Source organism: Streptomyces bottropensis ATCC 25435, assembly GCF_000383595.1.
Classification (GTDB): Bacteria; Actinomycetota; Actinomycetes; order Streptomycetales; family Streptomycetaceae; genus Streptomyces; species Streptomyces bottropensis.
In genome coordinates this window covers 2,154,423-2,176,832 of sequence record NZ_KB911581.1, presented here as the reverse complement: position 1 = coordinate 2,176,832, position 22,410 = coordinate 2,154,423, and the positions used below count along the sequence as shown (strand labels likewise).

Annotated in this window: 19 protein-coding genes; 10 read left to right on the top strand and 9 right to left on the bottom strand. The window is 71.5% G+C overall.

What is annotated here, in order from left to right; translation table 11 throughout:
- Positions 1–17: 17 nt before the first annotated feature.
- Both STRBO_RS0109655 and STRBO_RS0109650 read right to left on the bottom strand, forming a co-directional pair.
- Positions 18–1,433, bottom strand: coding sequence for a sensor histidine kinase (locus STRBO_RS0109655; protein WP_005481482.1), 1,416 nt, complete (start codon positions 1,431–1,433; stop codon positions 18–20).
- Positions 1,434–1,442: 9 nt separating this feature from the next.
- Complete coding sequence (locus tag STRBO_RS0109650) at positions 1,443–2,129, bottom strand: response regulator transcription factor (RefSeq protein ID WP_005481480.1); 687 nt, start codon at positions 2,127–2,129, stop codon at positions 1,443–1,445.
- A gap of 421 nt (positions 2,130–2,550) precedes the next feature.
- On the opposite strand from STRBO_RS0109650, the gene STRBO_RS0109645 reads away from it, so the two are divergent.
- From STRBO_RS0109645 to STRBO_RS0109620, 7 genes are all read left to right on the top strand, one after another.
- The gene (locus STRBO_RS0109645) at positions 2,551–3,327 is read left to right on the top strand and encodes an amino acid ABC transporter ATP-binding protein (protein WP_020114117.1); all 777 of its coding nucleotides are present in this window, start codon (positions 2,551–2,553) and stop codon (positions 3,325–3,327) included.
- 82 nt (positions 3,328–3,409) lie between these two features.
- Positions 3,410–4,261 (top strand): glutamate ABC transporter substrate-binding protein, encoded by an 852-nt coding sequence (locus STRBO_RS0109640; protein ID WP_020114116.1) that lies wholly within the window; start codon positions 3,410–3,412, stop codon positions 4,259–4,261.
- A gap of 120 nt (positions 4,262–4,381) precedes the next feature.
- Positions 4,382–5,059, top strand: coding sequence for an amino acid ABC transporter permease (locus STRBO_RS0109635; RefSeq protein ID WP_028796560.1), 678 nt, complete (start codon positions 4,382–4,384; stop codon positions 5,057–5,059).
- Positions 5,056–5,979, top strand: a complete 924-nt coding sequence (locus STRBO_RS0109630; protein ID WP_005481472.1) for an amino acid ABC transporter permease — start codon at positions 5,056–5,058, stop codon at positions 5,977–5,979. Before STRBO_RS0109635 ends, STRBO_RS0109630 begins: the two co-directional genes overlap by 4 nt.
- Before the next feature lie 198 nt (positions 5,980–6,177).
- Complete coding sequence (locus STRBO_RS0109625) at positions 6,178–7,869, top strand: FAD-dependent monooxygenase (protein ID WP_005481470.1); 1,692 nt, start codon at positions 6,178–6,180, stop codon at positions 7,867–7,869.
- A 140-nt stretch (positions 7,870–8,009) separates the two neighbouring features.
- Positions 8,010–8,057 (top strand): hypothetical protein, encoded by a 48-nt coding sequence (locus STRBO_RS45890; protein WP_309506048.1) that lies wholly within the window; start codon positions 8,010–8,012, stop codon positions 8,055–8,057.
- An 89-nt stretch (positions 8,058–8,146) separates the two neighbouring features.
- Complete coding sequence (locus STRBO_RS0109620; protein WP_028796559.1) at positions 8,147–8,680, top strand: cupin domain-containing protein; 534 nt, start codon at positions 8,147–8,149, stop codon at positions 8,678–8,680.
- A gap of 124 nt (positions 8,681–8,804) precedes the next feature.
- Here the strand turns inward: STRBO_RS0109620 and recX are convergent, their stop codons facing one another.
- The 4 genes from recX to STRBO_RS0109600 all read right to left on the bottom strand — a co-directional run bounded on the left by recX (position 8,805) and on the right by STRBO_RS0109600 (position 12,986).
- Positions 8,805–9,767 (bottom strand): recombination regulator RecX, encoded by a 963-nt coding sequence (recX, locus tag STRBO_RS0109615; protein ID WP_005481465.1) that lies wholly within the window; start codon positions 9,765–9,767, stop codon positions 8,805–8,807.
- A gap of 3 nt (positions 9,768–9,770) precedes the next feature.
- Positions 9,771–10,898, bottom strand: a complete 1,128-nt coding sequence (gene recA, locus STRBO_RS0109610) for a recombinase RecA (protein ID WP_020114115.1) — start codon at positions 10,896–10,898, stop codon at positions 9,771–9,773.
- Positions 10,899–11,242: 344 nt separating this feature from the next.
- The gene (locus tag STRBO_RS40010; RefSeq protein WP_020114114.1) at positions 11,243–12,583 is read right to left on the bottom strand and encodes an AI-2E family transporter; all 1,341 of its coding nucleotides are present in this window, start codon (positions 12,581–12,583) and stop codon (positions 11,243–11,245) included.
- Positions 12,584–12,791: 208 nt separating this feature from the next.
- Entirely contained in the window at positions 12,792–12,986 is a 195-nt protein-coding gene (locus tag STRBO_RS0109600) for a DUF3046 domain-containing protein (RefSeq protein WP_005481459.1), read from the bottom strand.
- 79 nt (positions 12,987–13,065) lie between these two features.
- On the opposite strand from STRBO_RS0109600, the gene STRBO_RS0109595 reads away from it, so the two are divergent.
- A complete protein-coding gene (locus STRBO_RS0109595; protein ID WP_005481457.1) occupies positions 13,066–14,010 on the top strand; it encodes a hypothetical protein in 945 nt (314 codons plus the stop codon).
- A gap of 111 nt (positions 14,011–14,121) precedes the next feature.
- Here the strand turns inward: STRBO_RS0109595 and STRBO_RS0109590 are convergent, their stop codons facing one another.
- The 3 genes from STRBO_RS0109590 to STRBO_RS0109580 all read right to left on the bottom strand — a co-directional run bounded on the left by STRBO_RS0109590 (position 14,122) and on the right by STRBO_RS0109580 (position 16,228).
- Positions 14,122–14,430 carry an AzlD domain-containing protein gene (locus STRBO_RS0109590; RefSeq protein WP_005481456.1) on the bottom strand — a complete coding sequence of 103 codons (309 nt, stop codon included), beginning with the start codon at positions 14,428–14,430 and terminating at the stop codon, positions 14,122–14,124.
- On the bottom strand, positions 14,427–15,206 hold the full coding sequence (locus tag STRBO_RS0109585) for an AzlC family ABC transporter permease (protein ID WP_037627802.1): 780 nt from the start codon (positions 15,204–15,206) through the stop codon (positions 14,427–14,429). Before STRBO_RS0109585 ends, STRBO_RS0109590 begins: the two co-directional genes overlap by 4 nt.
- A 158-nt stretch (positions 15,207–15,364) precedes the next feature.
- Complete coding sequence (locus STRBO_RS0109580; protein WP_005481452.1) at positions 15,365–16,228, bottom strand: AraC family transcriptional regulator; 864 nt, start codon at positions 16,226–16,228, stop codon at positions 15,365–15,367.
- Between the two features lie 235 nt (positions 16,229–16,463).
- On the opposite strand from STRBO_RS0109580, the gene STRBO_RS0109575 reads away from it, so the two are divergent.
- Positions 16,464–21,410, top strand: a complete 4,947-nt coding sequence (locus tag STRBO_RS0109575) for an ATP-dependent helicase (RefSeq protein WP_005481449.1) — start codon at positions 16,464–16,466, stop codon at positions 21,408–21,410.
- Between the two features lie 131 nt (positions 21,411–21,541).
- Positions 21,542–22,396, top strand: coding sequence for an Fpg/Nei family DNA glycosylase (locus tag STRBO_RS0109570; RefSeq protein WP_005481447.1), 855 nt, complete (start codon positions 21,542–21,544; stop codon positions 22,394–22,396).
- Positions 22,397–22,410 lie beyond the last annotated feature (14 nt).

Sequence of the window (22,410 nt, the reverse complement as noted above, 5' to 3'; positions counted from 1 at the left end):
AGCACTCGGGGCCCCGCTCACTCCGTCGGGCGCGTCCGGGGCACCGTCACCGTCACCTGCAGCCCGTGGGGCTCGCGGTGGGCGTAGGCGATGGCGCCGCCGCCCGCGACGATCAGAGCCCGTGAGATGGAGAGCCCGAGACCCGAACCCTTGATGTTCTGGTGCGCGGTGCTGCGCCAGAAGCGGTCGCCGACCCGTTCCAGCTCCTCGTCGCTGAGGCCGGGCCCGGCGTCGGTGACGACGACCGTGGAGACCTCCCCGTTCGAGGCGACCCGGACCTCGACGCTCTCTCCGGCAGGGGTGAACTTCAGGGCGTTGTCGATCACCGCGTCCAGGGCGCTGGACAGGGCGACCGGGTCGGCCCAGGCGGTGGTGGCGGGGCAGTCGCCCACCAGCGCCACCCCCTTGTCGTCGGCGACCGGCGACCAGGAGGCCACCCGCTCGGCGGCCAGCTCGCCGATGTCGGTGAGCCGCAGATCGGCGTCGACATGCTCGGCGAGGGCCAGGTCGAGCAGGTCGTCGAGGACGTGGGCGAGGCGCTTGCCCTCGGTGCGCACGGAGGCGATCTCCTCGTTGTCCTCGGGCAGTTCGAGGGCGAGGAGGTCGATGCGCAGCAGCAACGCGGCGAGGGGATTGCGCAGTTGGTGCGAGGCGTCGGCGACAAAGGCGCGCTGCTGCTCCAGCACGTCCTCGACGTTGTCGGCCATCTCGTTGAACGACCGTGCCAGCCGCCGGAGTTCGGGCGGCCCACTGGCCACGGCGACGCGTGACTTCAGCCGCCCGGAGGCGATGGAGTGGGTGGTGGCGTCGAGGACGCGTACCGGTTTGAGGACCCAGCCGGTCAGCTGCAGCGCTGCGCCGACGGCGAGGAGCATCGCGGCGAACTCACCGGCGCCGATGACCAGCCAGCCGCGCAGGATCTTGGAGCGCATCTGTCCCGTGGGCGAGTCGGTCACGACGACGGCGATCACGTCACCGTCGTGGATGACCGGGGAGGCGACGACGAGCCGGCCGCGCTGCCAGGGCCACACCTGGTCCGGATTGTGCGGGCGACGACCCAGCAGCGCCTCTTCGAACGCGGCCAGCCCCTCGCCCTCGGAGGGCACTTCCCAGTTGTAGGGGGCGTTGGCCATCGCCCGCCCGCCCCCGGCCCGGTAGAAGACACCGGCCTTGATTCCGTACACCCGGTGGTACTGGTCGAGTTCGTGCTGCAACGTCTCCCGACGGCCGTCGGTCGCGCCGCTGGTCCGGGAACCGGTGGGCGACTCGGTGACGAACTGAGCCAGCGCCGCGAAACGCGCCGTGTCGTCGATGCGGTCGACGACCACCTCCTGTTGCCGCGCCGCCGCCAGGCTCACCGCCAGCGGGACGCCGAGAGCCAGCAGCACGGCGGCCATCAGGACGATGAGCAGCGGAAGAAGACGAGTGCGCACGCGGGCACGCTACGGCGTCGGGGCGACCAGCCGGTAGCCGACCCCGCGCACCGTCTCGATCAGGGCGGGCATCCGCAGCTTGGACCGCAGGGACGCGACGTGCACTTCCAGGGTGCGGCCGGTCCCCTCCCAGCTGGTCCGCCACACCTCACTGATGATCTGTTCGCGGCGGAAGACCACCCCGGGCCGTTGGGCCAGCAGCGCGAGCAGATCGAACTCCTTGCGGGTCAGCTGGACGACCGTGCCGTCGACGCTGACCTGGCGGGTGGGCAGCTCGATGAGCACGGACCCGAGGCGCAGCCCGCTGTCGCCGGGAGCCGCGGCCTCGTCGGGGGCCCGGCGGCGGGCGACGGCGTGGATGCGGGCGAGCAGCTCACCGGTGTCGTACGGCTTGACCACGTAGTCGTCCGCGCCCAGGTTGAGGCCGTGGATCCGGGACCGGACGTCGGAACGGGCCGTCACCATGATCACCGGGGTGCTGGTGCGCTTGCGGATCTTGCCGCAGACCTCGTAGCCGTCCTGGTCGGGCAGGCCGAGGTCGAGCAGGACGACCCCGAAGCCGTTTCCCTCCGGGACGAGCGCCTGGAGGGCCTCCTCGCCGCTGCGGGCGTGGGTGACGTCGAAGCCGTGCCGCGCCAATACCGCGGACAGGGCGGCGGCGACGTGGTTGTCGTCCTCGACGAGGAGCAGCCTCATTCCGGCCCCTTACGGTTCGGTTCGGTTCGGTCGTCTTGCTGCGGTCTTGCGCGGGTCTCACGTCCGGCCTCGCGCACGGTGCCGCGTCCGGCCTCGCGCACGGTTTCACGTCCGGCCTCGCGCCCGATCTCGCGTTTCGTTCATTTGTACGCCTCGGCTGGCACACACTACGCGGATCCGCATCCCGGGCACGCGCGCATTGCCCCCTTCGCCGTCACACTGATGAGTGAGGACGCCGTCAAGGCCGTACGAGTTCCGAACGGGTTCCGTCATACAGCCGGAACGCCGTGCGCAGCCTCGTCACGTGCAGTGATCGCCCGGGTACCAGATCGTTATGCTCAATTCTCGCTCAGATGTAATGACGCTGGTCGTCGCCGGTCACTACTGTCCTCCGAAACCGAGGAAGACGGAGCCCAAAGCGATGACCGAAGTTTCGGTGGTCAAGGACGCGGTGCCCGCGGCCGACGACCTGGTCGTCCTGAAGAACGTCAACAAGCACTTCGGCGCGTTGCACGTACTCCAGGACATCGATCTGACGATCACCAGGGGCGAGGTCGTCGTGGTGATCGGACCCTCCGGGTCCGGCAAGTCCACCTTGTGCCGCACCATCAACCGGCTGGAGTCGATCGACTCCGGCGACATCCGGATCGACGGCAAGCCGCTGCCCGCCGAGGGCAAGGCGCTCGCCAGACTGCGCGCGGACGTCGGCATGGTGTTCCAGTCGTTCAATCTCTTCGCGCACAAGACCGTGCTCGAGAACGTGATGCTGGGGCAGATCAAGGTCCGCAAGGCCGACAAGAAGCAGGCCGAGGAGAAGGCCCGGAGCCTGCTGGACCGGGTCGGCGTGAGCACCCAGGCGGACAAGTACCCCGCGCAGCTCTCGGGCGGCCAACAGCAGCGTGTCGCGATCGCGCGGGCGCTGGCCATGGACCCCAAGGTCATGCTCTTCGACGAGCCGACCTCGGCACTGGACCCCGAGATGATCAACGAGGTCCTGGAGGTCATGCAGCAGCTCGCCCGGGAGGGCATGACCATGGTCGTGGTCACCCACGAGATGGGCTTCGCCCGTTCGGCCGCCAATCGGGTGGTCTTCATGGCGGACGGCCGCATCGTCGAAGAGGCTGTGCCGGACCAGTTCTTCAGCAACCCCCGCAGCGACCGGGCCAAGGACTTCCTGTCGAAGATCCTGCACCACTGACGGCCCCGCCGATGCCGTTTCCCGCCCCCGGCACCCGCACCATGACGGTCCGCATCTCTTCTCCACTCAAAGGATGTTCACCATGAAGCTCCGCAAGGTCTCCGCCGCAGCGGCCACCGCCCTCGTCCTCGCTCTTACGGCCACCGCCTGTGGTGGTGACGACAGCAGCAGCAACGAGAGCGGCTCGGGCTCCGGTTCCGGTGGCGGCGACAAGATCAAGATCGGTATCAAGTACGACCAGCCAGGTCTCGGCCTGAAGAACCCCGACGGTTCCTTCTCCGGCTTCGACGTGGACGTGGCGACGTACGTGGCCAAGGAGCTCGGCTACGAGCCCAAGCAGATCGAGTTCGTCGAGACCAAGAGCGCCGACCGCGAGAACGCGCTGGCCCGCGGCGACGTCAAGTTCATCGCGGCCACCTACTCGATCAACGACGAGCGCGCGAAGCTGGTCGACTTCGCCGGCCCCTACCTGCTGGCCCACCAGGACCTGCTGGTGAAGGCCGACTCCGACATCAGCAAGGGCACGGACCTCAACGGCAAGAAGCTGTGCTCGGTGACCGGTTCCACCTCGGCGGAGAACGTCAAGAAGGACATCGCCCCGGACGCCCAGCTGAAGGAGTACGGCGGCTACTCCGAGTGCATCGCCGGCCTGCAGAGCGGCGCTGTGGACGCGGTCACCACCGACGACTCGATCCTCGCGGGCTTCGCCGCGCAGGAGAACTACAAGGGTCAGTTCAAGCTCGCGGGCCTGAAGCTCAGCAACGAGAACTACGGCATCGGCGTCAAGAAGGGCGACTCCGCGACCGTCGACAAGATCAACGCCGCGCTGGAGAAGATGGTCAGCGACGGCGCCTGGGAGACCGCGGTCAAGGAGAACTTCGGCCCGGCCGACTACAAGAACGAGCCCGCCCCGAAGATCGGCGACATCAAGTAAGCGGACATCCGCATCCAGCGCGGTTCTCGTAGTCGCGCCGCCGCCCGCCGCAGAGCGCGGTAGGGGCGGCGGCGCGGCGCGCCTGCCTCGTACGCCACACACCCGGAAGCGCGGGAGACAGTGTTCGACTTCCTTTCAAACTACAACGACCCAAGCTTCTTGGGTGCGTTCTGGATGACGGTCAAGCTCACCGTCCTCTCAGCCATCGGCTCACTGGTCTGGGGAACTCTGCTGGCGGCCATGCGCGTCAGCCCCGTACCCCTGATGCGCGGCTTCGGCACCGTCTATGTGAACCTCGTGCGGAACATCCCGCTGACCGTCATCATCGTCTTCACGTCGCTGGGTCTCGCCGACATCTTCGGCATGACGATGGGCGCGCCCGACGACTTCAAGGTCCAGGGCTTCCGGCTCGCCATCCTCGGCTTCGTCGCCTACACCGCGGCCTTCGTATGCGAGGCACTGCGCTCCGGCATCAATACCGTTCCCGTCGGCCAGGCTGAGGCAGCCCGCGCCATCGGGCTGAGCTTCGCCCAGGTCCTCGGCCTGATCGTGCTGCCGCAGGCGTTCCGTTCAGTCATCGGCCCGCTGGCCAACGTGATGATCGCGCTGACCAAGAACACCACCGTGGCGGCCGCGATCGGTGTGGCGGAGGCCGCCTACCTCATGAAGGGCATGATCGAGAAGGAGGCACAGACGCTGCTCATCGGCGCGATCTTCGCCTTCGGATTCGTTGTTCTGACCCTTCCCACCGGCCTGATCCTCGGCTGGCTGAGCAAGCGACTGGCGGTGAAGCGATGAGTTCCGTTCTCTACGACGCCCCCGGCCCCCGGGCCAAACGGCGCAACGTGATCCTCACGGTGGTCTTCGTCGTTCTGCTGGCCCTCCTCGCGTGGTGGCTCTGGGGAGCGCTGGACAGCAGGAACCAGCTGGAGTGGAAGCTCTGGAAGCCGTTCTTCACCTCCGAGGCCTGGACGACGTATCTGCTGCCCGGTCTCGCCAACACGCTCAAGGCCATGGCGCTCTCCATCGTGATCGCCCTGCCCCTCGGTGCGCTCTTCGGCATCGCGCGCCTCTCCGACCACCTGTGGGTCCGCATCCCGGCCGGTGCGGTGGTCGAGTTCTTCCGGGCCATCCCGGTCCTGCTGTTGATGCTGTTCGCCAACGAGGTCATCGCTCGCTCGTTGGAAGTCACCACCGAGCAACGGCAGCTCTACGCGGTCGTCACCGGTCTGGTGCTGTACAACGCCTCGGTCCTCGCCGAGATCGTGCGCGCCGGCATCCTCGCCCTCCCCAAGGGCCAGACGGAGGCCGCCCAGGCGATCGGTCTGCGCAAGGGCCAGACGATGTCCTCCATCCTGCTGCCGCAGGCCGTCACGGTGATGCTGCCGGCCATCGTCAGCCAGCTGGTGGTCATCGTGAAGGACACCGCGCTCGGCGGCGTGATGATCGGGTTCACCGAACTGCTCAGCGGACGCGCGACGCTGGCGGCGGTGTACGCCAACGTCGTGCCCAGCTTCGTCGTCGTCGCGATCATCTACATCGTCCTGAACTTCATCATCACCAGCTTCGCGAGCTGGCTGGAGCAGCGGCTGCGGCGGGGCAAGAAGTCGACGGGGGCCGTCATCCCGGCTGCGGCGGTCGGAGGCGCGACGGCCACCGGCGGGGAAGGTGGCGGTCTGCCCGGCCTCGGCACCTACATCGACAAGAAGGACACCTGACGATCGATCAGGTGACATCCGCCCAGGATGTCCCCCGATTCGTTCCCCGGAGGGCAGTGGCATGATCGCCACTGCCCTCCGTCACTTGACGCAAGCACCGGCAATGGGTTGCATACGTTCTGTGATCGTGCACCCTGCTCCAACTTTCTGTTCACCCACGTCCGCCGGGACGTCACGTCGGGCAGGGGGCGCCGCGCCGTGGATCCGGTGATCATCGTCGGAGCGGGGCCCGTGGGGCTCACGCTCGCCCTGGCGCTGGCGCGGCAGGAGGTGCCGTCCGTGGTCCTCGACGAGGGGCCGGGGAAGGACGAGCAGCGGCTCGCGCGGACGGTGGTTCTGAACGAGGACACCGCCGCGCTGCTGGAACGATTGTCCGGCGTCCCGCTCTCCCGGTCCGGCCGCCGCTGGGCCGGATGGCGGTCGATGCGGCGCAAGCAGGTGATGCGTCGGGTCCGGTTCGACGAGGCCGGCTTCGAGGAGAAGGACGCTCCACCGCGGGACAATTCGAAAGGGGTTCGCGGCGGCCCGGAGGAGGTCGTCGAGGGCTCCGCCGACCTCCCGCCGCTGCACATCGCCCAGCACGTCCTGACCGCCGCCCTGCGCGAGGCCATCGTCGGCGAGCGGCTCGTCAAGGTCGCGGTGGAGAGCCGGCTCGACGCGATCGAGCAGGAGAAGTCCGGCGTCACGGCCCACACCCGCGGCCCCAAGAGCACCTGGTGGCGGGGCAGTTACCTGGTGGGCTGCGACGGCCCGCGCTCGACGGTCCGCAAGCTCCAGGACATCCGCTTCCCCGGCCGTACGGCGGTGGAACGGCACGCGGTGGCGGCGCTGCGTGCGGAACTCCCCTGGCCCGGCGAAGCGTTGCTGCACCGCATGCCGCCGTGGCGCACCTCGGGCCCGTCCGGCGGGGAGATCACCGCGCGGCCGCTCGCCGGCGACGTCTGGCGCCTGGACTGGCTCCTGCCACCGGGCAAGGACCTCGTGACGCCCGAACTCCTCGTGGCCCGCGTCCGCGAGACCCTGGCCGGCTGGACGGGCGGCTCCACACCGCCGTACGACCTGCTCGACACCGGTGTCCACACCGTGCACCACCGGCTTGCCCGGCGGTGGCGGGTCGGGCGGGTCTTCCTGGCCGGGGACGCCGCGCATCTGCTCGGTGCGCTCGGCACCCAGGGCCTCGACGAGGGTCTGAGGGACGCCGACAACCTCGCCTGGAAACTCGCTCTGGCCTGGCACCACGGCCCGCACGAAGCCCTGCTGGACAGTTACCAGGCGGAGCGGCGCGCGGTCGTCGCCACCCGGCTGCGCGCCGCCGACCAGGTGCTGCCCCTGTTGCGTGGCGGCAAGGGACTGCGCTCGTACGTCCCCGGCTCCTCCCGGGGCCACGACGCGCTGCTCTCGGACGGACACCTGGGGCGCGGGGCGCTGGGTGCGCCGGGGGCGTACTCCGGCTCTCCGCTCATGCCTCCGCCCGCCGACGGGGAGACGCCGATCGACACGCTGCCGGGCACCCAGGTCGTGGACGTGGAGGTGACCGCGGAGGACGGCTCCTTCGTGCCGCTGCGGGACCGGCTCGGGCGCGGGGCGCTCCTGGTAGTGCTCGTCGCGCCGGGTACCGGAGTGTGGGAACGCAAGCACTGGATGAGCGCCGGGATCATGCCCCGCCTGGCCGCCGCCGTCTCCGCCCTGCCACATTCCGCCGAGCTGCTGGTCGCCGAGGCATACCCGGGCGCGGGCGCCCACACCGTTCTCCTCGTCCGTCCCGACGGATACCTGGTCACCGCCCTGAGCGGTGTCCGCCCGGCCGACCTGTACACGGCGGCAGCGGCGACGCTGGGCGTGGCGGAGCAGCAGTCCGAGACGGCCGGGGCGGCATCGGGTTCGCACTGAAACGCCCCGGACCGGGCCGGCCGGAGGTGGTGACCGTCACTGTGTGTCCACATAGTGACGGTCGGTTGACCGCTCCGCGCGGTCATGGTCTACTCCGGTCCGTGACCGACACCTCGACGCGCCTGTGGCGGAGGGTCCATATGGACCTCGTCCGCTATGCGGGCTGCGTGTGTCGTCCGTCCTGCTGAACTCGCATCCCTCGGCATCCCTTCGCCTTCCGCGCGCCACCCGTGTGCTCCGCGCGCTTTCCGAGCGAACGCACTTCAGGACGGTACCCGTGTCTGTGTCCCCCGTTGTTCCCCCCGCCCCCACCCTCTCCGGTCCCACTCAGGCGGAACTGCTCGACTTCGCGCGTCGGACGGCTGCCGACGGCGAGCTGATCGCCTCGCTCCCGCTCGATCCGGAGGGCCGCACGTGGGTGCGGCTCGAAGGCCCCGGTGGCAGCGAGGCCTGGCTCATCGGCTGGCCTCCCGGCACCGGTACCGGCTGGCACGACCACGCCGACTCGGTGGGCGCCTTCGTCACCGCCGCGGGTGCGCTCAAGGAGTACTCGCTCGCCGCCCGGCTGCCCACCGACGGCTGGAAGACCCTCGAACTCACCGAAGGCGTCGACCGCGAACGGCGGTTGTCCGCCGGCAAGGGCCGCTCCTTCGGACGCCACCACGTCCACGAGGTGCTCAACGAGTCCACCGAGGAGCACGCGATCTCGGTCCACGCCTACTACCCGCCCCTCCCCCGTATCCGCCGCTACAGCCGCACGGGACAGGTACTGCGCCTGGAGCATGTGGAGCGCCCCGCCGACTGGCAGTGAGCCCAGCCCGCGAGGGGTCCGCGCGGCCCCGAACGCTCTGGTGTCACCGGGAGGATTCGCCCCTTCCCATGCCGTTCTCGACGTCCTCGCCCCAGGGCCTCGGCTCAGCTCTGTGCCTCTCGGCTCAGTACCCCTCGCCCTCCAGCCCCTCCGTGTCCTCCCCCTCCTCCTCCAGCGCCTGCCGGACCACGCGGAGGGCCATGCCCTCGGAGTAACCCTTGCGGGCGAGCATGCCTGCGAGCCGGCGGAGGCGTTTGTCGCGGTCGAGGCCACGGGTGGAGCGCAGCTTGCGGGCGACCAGCTCGCGTGCGGTGGTCTCCTCCTGGTCGGAGTCGAGCTGGGACACTGCCTCGTCGATCAGTGCCGAGTCGACGCCCTTGGTGCGCAGCTCCCGGGCGAGAGCTCGTCTGGCCAGCCCCCGGCCGTGATGCCGGGACTCCACCCAGGCGTCCGCGAACGCGCCGTCGTTGATCAGCCCGGCCTCCTCGAACCGCGACAGCACCTCCTCCGCCACGTCCTCGGGGATCTCGCGTTTGCGCAGGGCGTCCGCGAGTTGCTTGCGGGTACGCGGGGTCCCGGTGAGCAGGCGCAGGCAGATCCCGCGTGCCCGCTCAGCCGGGTCCCCTGAGGACTCCCCCTTCTCGGCCCTCGACGAGAAAGACGAACCCCCGTCCTGTGGCCCCCCGCCGTCCGTGCCGTCGCCCGATTCCCCGAAGCCGCGCCGTCGACCGCTCCGGCCACCGCGCCCCCCTCGCGCGTCACCGCCCGCACCGCGCGAGGCGCCGTCGCCGCGTCGACGGGTGCCGGCGGTCGAGCCCGCACCGAAGCGCGCCTCGTCCGCCCGCCGACCGGCGCCGCCGCCCCGGCCGTAGCCGTCGTACGACTGATCCCCGTGGGGCTCACTGTCGTCAGGCGCACCGCCGGGGGGTATGTCCGTGTCCGTGCCGTACGACGGTGTGTCGTCGTACGGTCCGAATCCGTACCCGTCCGCGCTGGCTTCCCCGGTGCCCTCGCCGGTACCCCCGCGCCCCCGGCTCTCGGGGGCACTGGGGTATGCGTACTCGCCCCAGTCCGTTCTGCGTGTCACGGACTAGCTCTTCGCCGCCGCAGCCTTGGTCTTGGCGGTCTTGGCAGCCGACGCCGGCACCGCCTTCGCGGTGTCGTCCGCGGGCGTGGCGGAGACTGCCGCGTCCGCTCCCGGCTCTGCGGTGGGTTCCTCGGGCCGGACGCCGACGCCCAGCTTCTCCTTGATCTTCTTCTCGATCTCGTTGGCGAGGTCGGGGTTGTCCTTCAGGAAGTTGCGGGCGTTCTCCTTGCCCTGGCCGAGCTGGTCGCCCTCGTACGTGTACCAGGCGCCCGCCTTGCGGACGAAGCCGTTCTCCACGCCCATGTCGATCAGGCCGCCCTCGCGGCTGATGCCCTGTCCGTACAGGATGTCGAACTCGGCCTGCTTGAAGGGCGGCGCGACCTTGTTCTTGACGACCTTGACGCGGGTGCGGTTGCCGACGGCGTCGGTACCGTCCTTCAGGGTCTCGATACGGCGGATGTCGAGTCGCACCGATGCGTAGAACTTCAGCGCGCGGCCACCGGTCGTGGTCTCCGGGGAGCCGAACATCACGCCGATCTTCTCGCGGAGCTGGTTGATGAAGATGGCGGTGGTCTTGGACTGGTTGAGCGCGCTGGTGATCTTCCGCAGGGCCTGGCTCATCAGACGGGCCTGCAGACCCACGTGGCTGTCGCCCATCTCGCCCTCGATCTCCGCGCGCGGGACGAGCGCGGCGACGGAGTCGATGACAATGAGGTCGAGAGCTCCGGAGCGGACCAGCATGTCCACGATCTCCAGGGCCTGCTCGCCGTTGTCCGGCTGCGACAGGATGAGGTTGTCGATGTCGACGCCGAGCTTCTTGGCGTACTCGGGGTCGAGGGCGTGCTCGGCGTCCACGAAGGCCACCTGGCCGCCGGCCCTCTGTGCGTTCGCCACCGCGTGCAGGGTCAGGGTCGTCTTGCCGGAGGACTCCGGGCCGTACACCTCGATCACTCGGCCTCGCGGCAGACCGCCGACACCGAGGGCGACGTCGAGTGCGGTCGACCCGGTGGGGATGACCTCGATGGGCTCGTTCGGCCGCTCGCCCAGGCGCATCACCGCGCCCTTGCCGAACTGCCGTTCAATTTGTGCGAGCGCGGCGTCGAGCGCCTTCTCGCGGTCGGTTCCTGCCATGGGTTCCACCCGGTTTGCTTGAGTCGATCGCTTCACGTGAAAGACGCTAACGCCTGCCACTGACAATGGGCCCCGACGCCCGCCCGGCCTGTGGATAACTCGGGCACTTCTCCACGAAAACCCTGCCGAACTCCGGCCGGGATGCTTCGCCGGAGCCCCCATCAGAATGGATGTTCGATTTTAGTGTCAAGCGCACCACACGGCACCCGGAGCACTTCCGGCGGAGCGGGTCCCCGCCGAAACGGCGGCCGATGACACGCCTCGGTGCCGGCGGAGGGGCCGGCGGCAGGGCGCGCGGTACGAGGGCGCGGGCGTACGGCGGTACGGGGGCGGCTGCAGCAGCCCTACGGGGTGGTGGTGTCCTCGGGCCCGGCAGTGGTGTCCGGCCCCGAGGTGTTCTCGGGCCCGGCGCCGCCTTCCGAGCCGGAATCCCCCTCCGCCTCCGGCTCCCGACGCGCGGTGCCGTCGTCCCGCCGCCCGTTCGCGGAGTCGTCCGGCGACGGTCTCGTGCCGCGCCGCTCCTCCAGCCGCCTGCGCACACGCGTGAGGACGTCGCCGTCGGTCCCGTCCTCCTCCGCCGTCCGGTGCGGGTGCCTCCGCAGCCGGGCGATGAGGTTGCCCGTGCCGCGTCTGCGGTGCCCGTGCACGCGGGGGTCGTCCGTGACGTCGTACCGCTTCACGTAGGCCCCGAGGAAGGCCTGCAGGGTGGCGATGGCGGGGATGGCGATGAGCGCCCCCACGGCGCCGAGGAGCGCGGTGCCCGCGATGACCGAGCCGAACGCCACGGCCGGATGGATGTCCACGGTCTTGGCGGTCAGCTTGGGCTGCAGCACGTAGTTCTCGAACTGCTGGTAGATGACCACGAAGACGAGGACCCACAGCGCGTACCACGGGTTGACCGTGAAGGCGATCAGCATGGGCAGGGCACCCGCCAGGTAGGTGCCGATCGTGGGGATGAACTGCGAGACCAGGCCGACCCAGACCGCGAGCGCGGGCGCATAGGGCACGTCGAGGTACTCCAGCAGGACGTAGTGCGCCACCCCGGAGATCAGTGCCATCAGGCCGCGGGAGTACAGATAGCCGCCGGTCTTGTCGACCGCGATCTCCCACGCGCGCAACACCTCGGCCTGCTTGGCGGGCGGCAGGACGGAGCACAGCGCGCGGCGCAGCCGAGGGCCGTCGGCGGCGAAGTAGAACGAGAACAGCGTGATCGTCAGCAGCTGGAAGAGACCGCCCAGCACCTGCGTGGAGACGTCGAGGACGCCTGTGGCGCTGTTCTGCACGTACTTCCGCAGCCAGTCGGAGCGGAGCAGCCCCTCCTGGATGTCGACGCGCTTGAGTTCGGTGTGGAAGCTCGTGTTGATCCAGCTGATGACGGAGTCGAGGTACGCCGGAAAGTCCTCGACCATCTTGATGATCTGGCCGGCCAGCATCGAACCGAGCAGGGTGACGAAACCGGCGGCCCCGATCAGCGTGATCAGGAAGACCAGAAACGTGGCGAAGCCCCTGCGCAGCCCCTTCGAGGCCATCCAGCTCACCGCGGGCTCGATCGCCAGCGCCAGGAAGAACGCGATGAGGATGTTGACCAACAGCCCGATGAGCTGGTGGAACGCCCAGCTGCCGAGCTGGAAGACCGCGACGAGGGAGAGAGCCAGCACCATGGCGCGCGGCAGCCAGCGTGGCATGCGCTCGCTCGGCGCGGCACCGGGCCCCGCGCCGGTCGGGGGGCCGGAGGGCGGTGTCGTGCCGGACGGAGTTGCCTGGTGCTCGAAACGCGCGGTCTCGTCTGTGGGTGCCACGGACCAAGTCTCGCCCACGGCACCGACAATCAGTCGCCGGCCCCGGGCCCTCCGGTCCAACGAGCGGCGTCCGTCCGGTGAAGTCCGTTGCCTCTCAGCGGTTTTCCGCCGGAACGCCCATGGTCGCGCACACCACGCGCCACACGTCCTTGGCCTCCCAGCCGGCGTCCAGCGCCTCGCTGACCGTGCGCCCGCCGAGGCCGGACATCACATGATCGCGCGCGAAGGTGTCGGCGTACCCCTCACCGAAGTGATCCGCCATCCGCTGCCAGAAGACCGTCAACCGCATGAGTCCAGTATCCCGCCCCAGGGGGTGGGCCTGGCCGGGACGGCTTTCCGATACCGCTTTCCGCCCTACGGTCGGATCCATGGCCGAAACCGGAGCATCCCCACTCCCCTCGTCGTCCCCGGCGCCCACCCCGCTGGCTCGAGCCGAACAGTTCGTCTGGCTCACCGCGCGCGTACTGGAGCAGCGCCGCTTCGCGTACCACTTCCTGGACGGGGGAGCCGACGCGGTGGAGACCGCGCTGTCCGCCTACCGCAATGCCGACGACGGGTACGGCCACGCGCTCGAACCCGATCTGCGCGGGCCCGTGAGCCAGCCGCTGCACACCGGGCACGCGTTGCGTGTGCTGGACTCGATCGGGCGCTGCGGCGGACAGCGGGTGGAGCGCGTGTGCCGCTACCTGACGTCGGTGTCGTCCCAGGACGGTGCCCTTCCCGCCGTGCACCCCAGCCAGCGTGGCTACCCGGTGGCCCCGTTCGTGCCGATCGTCGACGACCCGCCCAGTGATCTGCTGGCCACGGGGCCGGTGGTGGGCCTGCTGCACCGCAATCAGGTGTGGCACGCGTGGCTGTTCCGGGCCACCGACTTCTGCTGGCAGGCGGTCGAGTCCCTGGAGAAGTCGCACCCCTACGAGGTCCACGCCGCCGTGGCGTTCCTGGAGTCCGTGCCCGACCGCTCGCGCGCCCGGGCCGCCGCCGACCGGCTCGGCCGCCTGGTGCGCGAACACCGGCTCGCCACACTGGATCCGGCACGACCGGACGACTACCCGGTGTCCGCCGGTTACGCGCCGGGTGAGCACCACTACCCGCACGACTTCGCGCACACCCCGGAATCGCTCGCGCGCGCGTGGTTCACCGACGCGGAGATGGCCCGCTCCCTCGACTTCCTGGCGAGTGAACAGGGCGAGGACGGCGGCTGGCCGATCCGCTGGCGCCAATGGGCCCCGAGCACCGCCATGGAGAGCCGCCCCATCGTGACGATCGAGGCGCTGCGCACGTTGCGGGCGTACGGACGGTCCATCGGCTGAGACCTTCGACGCGACGACGCGACGGACACCGCGCGCGTACCGCCGGTCGGCACGCGCGCGTACGTCGAGGGCGAGATCGACGACAGCGTGCGTGCCCCACGACAAGCCGCGTCAGCCCGACAAGGCCCGCACCCCGGCCGTCACGACGACCGCCGCGGCCACGACGAGCAGGAACGGGGCACGCAGGAGCAGTGCGACGGCGGCTGCGGCGAGCCCGGCGGCCCTCGCGTCCAGCACCAGGTCGTGCCCGTCGGCGAAGGTCTGCTGAGCCGTGAGAGCGGCGAGGAGGGCAACGGGCAGCAGGGCGGCGAGGCGCTGGACGAGCGGGCGTTCCAGGATGCCCTCGGGGACCAGCAGGCCGATCAGTTTGACGGCGTAACAGCCGACGGCGGTGCCGATGATCGCGATCCAGACGTTCATCGGTCGCCACCTTCCTGGACACCGTCTTCCTGGTCGCCTCCCAGGCTGTCGTCCGGCCGGTCGTCGGCCCTGCGGCGCCCCTCCGCCCAGAGGACGACCGGAGCGGCCACCGCGGCGACGAGGACCGGGACCCCGGCGGGCAGGACGGGCAGCAGACCGAGTCCCAGGACGACGGCGATGCCCGCGACGGCCCGCTCCGCGGTGGTCCGCAGCATCGGCGCGAGGAGGGCCAGGAAGACGGCGGGCCCGGCCGCGTCGAGCCCCCACGCGTCGGTGTCGCCGATGGCCTCGGCACCGAGCGCGCCGAGCAACGTGGTGAGGTTCCACAGCACATAGAGGCTGAGCCCGGTGACGGTGAAGCCGATACGGGCGGCGCGACGCGTGGGCTGGGCAAGGGCGACGGCCGTGGTCTCGTCGATGACCCACTGGGCGGCGAAAGGCCGCACCGCGCGCGGGAGGGCCAGCAGTTGGGAGAGGCGCAGCCCGTAGAAGGCGTTGCGCACGCCCAGGAAGAAGGCCCCGGCCGCTGCCGTGAAGGGGTTGCCGCCGGCCGCGAGCGCGCCCACCAGGGCGAACTGGGAGGCCCCGGTGAACACCAGGAGGCTCAGGGCGCAGGTCTGCAGCAGCCCGAGCCCGCTGCCGGCCGAGGTCACCCCGAAGGCGAACCCGGACAGTCCGACCGCGACCCCGACGCCGAGAGCGTCCCGAACGACGGCTCCGTCGGGTTTCACGCCGCCGCCGTCCTGCGTCTCCACGAGACCAGTCTGTTCAGTCACCACGCCCTGGACGGTACGAGCGGCCACCCTTACGGGTCTTGTACGTTCTTGCGCCCGCCCGCGCCGCCCGCGCCGCCCTCACACTCATGCACGCAGCGCTCGTGGGCGAGGCGTTCGTGGGCGCGGCGTTCGTAGGCACACGCACCCGCCCCTCCTGCTCATATACGTCGTCCCCGGGTTCGCGATCCGTCGTCGGCCCCGCCCGTGCGTTCCCGCTGGTACGCGCCCGGCGGCACGCCCACGATGCGGCTGAAGTGGCGGTTGAGATGCGGCTGGTCCGTGAAGCCGACGGCGACGGCGGCCGCGGCGGGAGTCGTGCCGGTGTCGAGCAGACCGCGGGCCCGTCGGACGCGGGCGTCGGTCAGCCAGGTGTGCGGAGGCATGCCATAAGCCGTGCGGAAGGCCCGCAAGAGAGCGAAGGGGCTGGTGCCGAGGTCGGCCGAGAGCCGCTCCAGGGTCGGCGGGTCGGCCATCCGCTCCTCGAGCACGGCACGCGCGCGTGCCGCGACGGGGGCGCCGGCCGTGCGGAGGGCACGCTGGGGCAGGGGCCCGCCGTTCAGGCGCAGCAGCCGGGTGACGACCACCCGCAGCAGGGTGTCGGCCGCCAGCGCGTTGCTCTCGTCGACGGCCCGCAGGACCTGGTGGACGAGCCCGGCGGCGTACGGATCCTCGAGCACGGGGGTGACGAAGCCGGGGGTGCCGCGGATCGTGGTGGTCTCGGCGGCGATCTCGGCCACCACGTCCGGCGACGGGTAGACCGCCCCGTAGCGCCAGCCCTCGGGCACACCCGCGCGACCCGTGTGCGGGGTGTCGGGGTTGACCAGGGCCAGCGCTCCCGGGCCGGCGTACTGATCGGCGCCCCCGTGGCGGAAGATCTCCACTCCGTCGGCGATGGCCGCGATCACGAAGTGCTCGTGGGTGTGCCGCACGAACTTCTTCTCGACGTAGGTCGCCCGCAGCAGATCCACACCGGGCAGCTCCGCGTACCGCCAGTGCCTCGCCCGCTCCGCCGAACCCGCCATGCCCCCATTTTGCGGGTGGCCCGTCCGGGCGACGAAGTCCGGGGCGGTGGCGGGCGTGCGGACCTGGTGCGGGGGCGTCGGCGGCGTCGTGACACGCGATCGCCAACCAAGGTGACCATGTGACCGGGAGGACCCACCCGCCGACATCACGGCCCCCACCGGATCCACCCCGCCCCCGCCCCTTCCGTTTCCGCAGGTCCGGGCCATTGTCAGTGGCCGGGTGCAGGATGGGGGCATGGTCAGCTCCGCAGATCGAGCCCTCGACGGCTTCTCCCCCGCGACCCGCGGCTGGTTCACGGGGGCCTTCTCCGCGCCCACCGCGGCCCAGGCCGGGGCGTGGCGGGCGATCGGCGAGGGCTCGGACGTGCTGGTGGTGGCCCCGACCGGCTCCGGCAAGACACTGGCCGCGTTCCTCGCCGCGCTGGACCAGCTGACATCGAGCCCGCCCCCGGCCGACCCCCGCAAGCGCTGCCGGGTCCTGTACGTGTCCCCGCTGAAGGCACTCGCGGTGGACGTGGAGCGGAACCTGCGCAGTCCGCTCACCGGTATCCGCCAGGAATCGGTACGCCTGGGGCTGCCCGAGCCCGAGGTGAAGGTGGGCATCCGCTCCGGGGACACCCCACCCGCCGAGCGCCGGGCCCTGTCCACGCGTCCGCCGGACATCCTGATCACCACCCCCGAGTCCCTGTTCCTGATGCTGACGTCGGCCACCCGCGACGCGCTCACGGGCGTGGAGACGGTGATCCTGGACGAGGTGCACGCGGTCGCGGGCACCAAACGCGGCGCCCACCTCGCGCTGTCCCTGGAGCGGCTCGACGAGCTGTTGCCCAGGCCGGCCCGCCGTATCGGCCTGTCCGCCACGGTGCGTCCGGTCGACGAGGTCGCGCGCTATCTGTCCCCGCGCCGCAGGGTGGAGATCGTCCAGCCTCCGTCCGGCAAGGAGTTCGACCTGTCGGTGGTCGTGCCGGTGGAGGACCTGGGCGAGCTGGGCGGCTCCCCGGTCGCGGACGGCAACGAGGGGGCGGAGCGCCCCTCGATCTGGCCGCACGTCGAGGAGCGGATCGCCGACCTCGTGCAGGCCCACCGCTCGACGATCGTGTTCGCCAACTCCCGCCGCCTCGCGGAGCGCCTGTGCAACCGGCTGAACGAGATCGCGTACGAGCGGGCCACCGGTGAGCCGCTGGACGAACACCACGGCCCGGCCGAGCTGATGGGCGGCTCGGGCGCGGCCCAGGGAGCGCCCCCGGTCCTGGCCCGCGCCCACCACGGCTCGGTCTCCAAGGAACAGCGCGCCCTGGTCGAGGAGGATCTGAAGGCGGGACGGCTCCCGGCCGTGGTCGCCACGTCCAGTCTCGAACTGGGCATCGACATGGGCGCGGTGGACCTCGTCGTCCAGGTGGAGTCGCCGCCCTCGGTCGCCTCCGGTCTGCAGCGTGTGGGCCGCGCGGGACACCAGGTGGGCGCGGTCTCCACGGGCGTCGTCTTTCCCAAGTACCGCGGTGACCTGGTCCAGTCGGCCGTGGTCACCGAGCGGATGCGCAGCGGCTCCATCGAGTCCATGAGGATCCCCGGCAACCCCCTGGACGTCCTGGCGCAGCAGATCGTCGCCATGACCGCGATGGACACCTGGCAGTTCGACGATCTCCTGGCGACCGTCCGCCGCGCGGCGCCCTTCGCCGCCCTCCCCGAGTCCGCGTTCACGGCCGTCCTCGACATGCTCGCGGGCCGCTATCCCTCCGACGCCTTCGCGGAGCTGCGCCCGCGCGTGGTGTGGGACCGGGTCGCGGGCACGATCACGGGACGGCCGGGCGCCCAGCGCCTCGCGGTCACCTCCGGGGGCACGATCCCGGACCGCGGCCTCTTCGGTGTCTTCCTCGCGGGCTCCGACCCCAAGAAGGGCGGCGGCCGGGTCGGCGAACTCGACGAGGAGATGGTGTACGAGTCCCGCGTCGGGGACGTCTTCACCCTCGGCACCAGCTCCTGGCGCATCGAGGACATCACCCGCGACCGGGTGCTCGTCTCCCCCGCGCCGGGCGTCCCGGGCCGCCTGCCCTTCTGGAAGGGCGACCAGCTCGGCCGCCCGCTCGAACTGGGCCGCGCGGTCGGCGCGTTCCTGCGCGAGGTGGGCTCCCTGTCGGACGAGGACGCCCGGCTGCGCCTGCTGGCCGCCGGACTCGACGCCTGGGCCGCCGACAATGTCCTCGCGTACCTGGCCGAACAACGCGAGGCCTGCGGCCACGTCCCCGACGACCGCACGATCGTCGTCGAACGCTTCCGTGACGAGCTGGGCGACTGGCGGGTCGTCGTCCACTCCCCCTTCGGCGCCCAGGTCCACGCCCCCTGGGCCCTCGCCCTGGGCGCGAAGCTCTCCGAGCGGTACGGCATGGACGCGCAGGTCATGCACGCCGACGACGGCATCGTGCTGCGCCTGCCCGACGCCGACCTGATGGGCCTGGACCTGCTCGACATGGAGCCCGTGAAAGCGGGCACCGAATACGATGCCGAGCAGGCCCCGATCGGCGCGGCGGACGTCGCCTTCGACAAGGGCGAGGTCGACCAGATCGTCACCGACCAGGTGGGCGGTTCGGCGCTGTTCGCGTCCCGCTTCCGCGAGTGCGCCGCCCGCGCGCTCCTGCTGCCCCGTCGCAGTCCGGGCAGACGCACACCTCTGTGGCAACAGCGTCAACGCGCGGCCCAACTGCTGCAGGTGGCGAGTGAGTTCGGGTCCTTCCCCATCGTCCTGGAGGCGGTCCGCGAATGCCTCCAGGACGTCTTCGACGTCCCGGGCCTCACCGAGCTGATGGGCGACATCGAGTCCCGCAAGGTCCGCCTCGTCGAGGTCACCACCCCGGAGCCCTCCCCCTTCGCCCGCTCCCTCCTCTTCGGATACGTCGCCCAGTTCCTGTACGAGGGCGACTCCCCGCTCGCCGAGCGCCGCGCCGCCGCACTGTCGCTGGACTCCCGGCTGCTGGCCGAGCTGCTGGGCCAGGCGGAGCTGCGCGAACTGCTCGACGCCGAGGTGCTGACGGAGCTGGAGCAGGAGCTGCAGTGGCGCACCGAGGACCGGCGGGTCAAGGACGCCGAAGGTGTCGCGGACCTGCTCCGGCTCCTCGGCCCGCTCAAGGACGCCGAGTTGGCCGAGCGGGGCGCCGAGCCGCAGTGGGCGCGGGAGCTGGCCGGGGCCCGCCGCGCCATCCGCGTCCGGATCGGCGGCACCGACCACTGGGCGGCGATCGAGGACGCGGGCCGCCTGCGCGACGCGCTCGGCACGGCCCTGCCGGTCGGCGTCCCGGAAGCCTTCACCGAGCCCGTCAAGGATCCCCTCGGTGACCTCCTCGCCCGGTTCGCGCGCACCCACGGCCCCTTCACCTCGGCCACGGCGGCCGCGCGCTTCGGCCTGGGGGTGGCCGTCACGGACGGGGCACTCCACCGGCTCGCGGCGAACGGCCGTGTCGTGCAGGGTGAGTTCCACCCGGCGGGCATCGGCCAGGAGTGGTGCGACGCGGCCGTGCTGCGCCGACTGCGCCGCCGCTCGCTGGCGGCCCTGCGGCACGAGCTGGAGCCGGTGCCGCCCGCCGCGCTCGCCCAGTTCCTGCCGCAGTGGCAGCACGTGGGGGGCGGTCACGGGCTGCGGGGCATCGACGGGCTGGTGCGCGCGATCGAGCAGGTGCAGGGGGCCTCGGTGCCCGCCTCCGCACTGGAGAAGCTGGTCCTGCCCTCCCGGGTCGCCGGCTACACCCCCGCGATGCTCGACGAGCTCACCGCGGCCGGCGAGGTCGTGTGGGCGGGCGCCGGAGCCCTCCCGGGCAAGGACGGCTGGGTCTCGCTGTATCTGGCGGACGCGGCCCCGCTCCTGCTGCCTCCGGCGCATCCACTGGAGGTGACCGCGCTCCACGAATCGGTCCTGACCGCCCTCTCCGGCGGCTACGGCCTCTTCTTCCGCCAGATCGCCGACCAGATCCGCGCGACCACCCACCCCGACGTCACCGACCCTCAACTGGCCGACGCCGTGTGGGACCTGGCCTGGTCCGGCAGGCTCACGAACGACACGCTCACCCCGATGCGCTCCCTCCTGGGCTCGGGCCGCACCGCGGGCTCCACCGCCCACCGTGCCAAGCGCACCGTCCCGCGCGGCCGGTACGGATCGCTGACCGCCGCCGCCCGCCCCCAGTCCCGTACGGGACCGCCCACGGTCGCCGGCCGCTGGTCCCTCCTCCCCGCCCACGAGCCCGACCCCACCGTCCGCGCCCACGCCCTGGCCCGCACACTGCTCGACCGCCACGGTGTCGTGACCCGGGGTGCCGTGGCCGCCGAGGGCGTCGAGGGCGGCTTCTCCGCGGTGTACCGCGTCCTGTCCGTCTTCGAGGAGAGCGGCCAGGCCCGCCGCGGCTATGTCGTCGAGGGTCTGGGCGCCGCCCAGTTCGCGATGGACGGCGCCGTGGACCGCCTCCGCGCGGTGTCCAACGCCCGCGACCGGAACGAGCCCCTGCGAAGCCCCGCCCCGGACGACTTCCCCGAAATCCCCGGTACACCCCAGGCCGCCACTCCCTGGGACGACTTCCCCGACGGACCGGGCCACCACGGCCCGGGCCCCGGCGAGCCGTTCGCCCCCGCCTCCTTGGCCGCCCCCGACGGCCTGGACGCCGACCTCCACGGCGGGCCCGGTACCTACGACCAGGACTTCGCTCACACCGACGGCGGCGCCCCCTACGGCCGCAGCGTGCCAGACGGCCCTTTCAGCCCCCGTGCCCGATCCGGCCGCGACCCGCACCGCACCCGCACCACCCCCTCCCCCAGAGCCGTCGTCCTGGCCGCGGCCGACCCCGCCAACGCCTACGGCGCCGCCCTCCCCTGGCCCGATCCGCCCACTGAGGCCGGACACAAACCGGGCCGCAAGGCGGGCTCCCTGGTCGTCCTGGTCGACGGCGAGCTGACCGTCTACATGGAGCGCGGCGGCAAGACGCTCCTGGCCTGGCCCGCCGACCCGGACGCCAGGCCCCTGGACGACCCCCGCCTCCGCCCGGCCGCCGAAGCCCTGGCAGCGGCCGCACGCGCGGGCTCACTCGGCACGGTCACGGTGGAGCGTGTGAACGGCACCTCCGCCCTCACCTCCCCCCACGGCCCCCTCCTGGAAGCGGCGGGCTTCATCGCGACCCCGCGCGGCCTCCGCATCCGAGCATGATCACCGAGCGCGAGACCCTGCCCCTGAACCGACCCCGCTCGACCCCACCCACCCCGAGCCACCCGACGCCGGCACCGGAACCGGCACCCGCCACCCGCCACCCGCCACCGAACCCATGCCACCCTTGACCCATGCCCGAAGGTGACACCGTCTGGCAGGCGGCGAGGCGACTCCACACCGCCCTCGCCGGCAAGGTGCTGTCCCGCTCCGACCTCCGCGTGCCGAAGTACGCCACGGCCGACCTCACCGGCCGTACCGTCCTGGACGTCACCCCTCGCGGCAAACATCTCCTCACCCGCGTCGAAGGCGGCCTGACGCTGCACTCGCACCTGCGGATGGACGGTTCCTGGAAGGTGTACGCCCACGGCGAGCGTTGGCGCGGCGGCCCTGCGCACCAGATCCGCGCCATCCTCGGCAACACCGAGCGCACGGCCGTCGGCTACCGCCTCCCCGTCCTGGAGTTGATCCGCACCACCGACGAACACCGCGCCGTCGGCCACCTCGGCCCCGACCTGCTCGGCCCGGACTGGGACCCCGACCGCGCCCTCGCCAACCTCCTGAGCGACCCCGACCGCGCCCTCGGCGAGGCCCTCCTGGACCAGCGCAATCTGGCCGGCATCGGCAATGTCTACAAGAGCGAGCTGTGCTTCCTGCTCCGGGTCACCCCCTGGCTCCCCGCCGGCGCCCTCCCGGAGGATCTCGCCGCCCGGCTGCCCGCCCTCGCCAAGAAGCTCCTCGAAGCCAACCGCGACCGCCCGATCCGCAACACGACAGGCCACCGCCACCACGACCTGTTCGTGTACGGCCGGGCCCCCCGCCCCTGTCTGCGCTGCCACACCTCCGTCCGCGTGGCCGACCAGGGCGACGGCTCCCGCGAACGCCCCACCTACTGGTGCCCCACCTGCCAGCCGGGCCCGGCGCCGCCCCCGGGCACCACGCGAAGTCCCCGCCCGAGCAGCCGAGTTCAGCGCCGCACACCTAATTGACGGACCGTCAGATA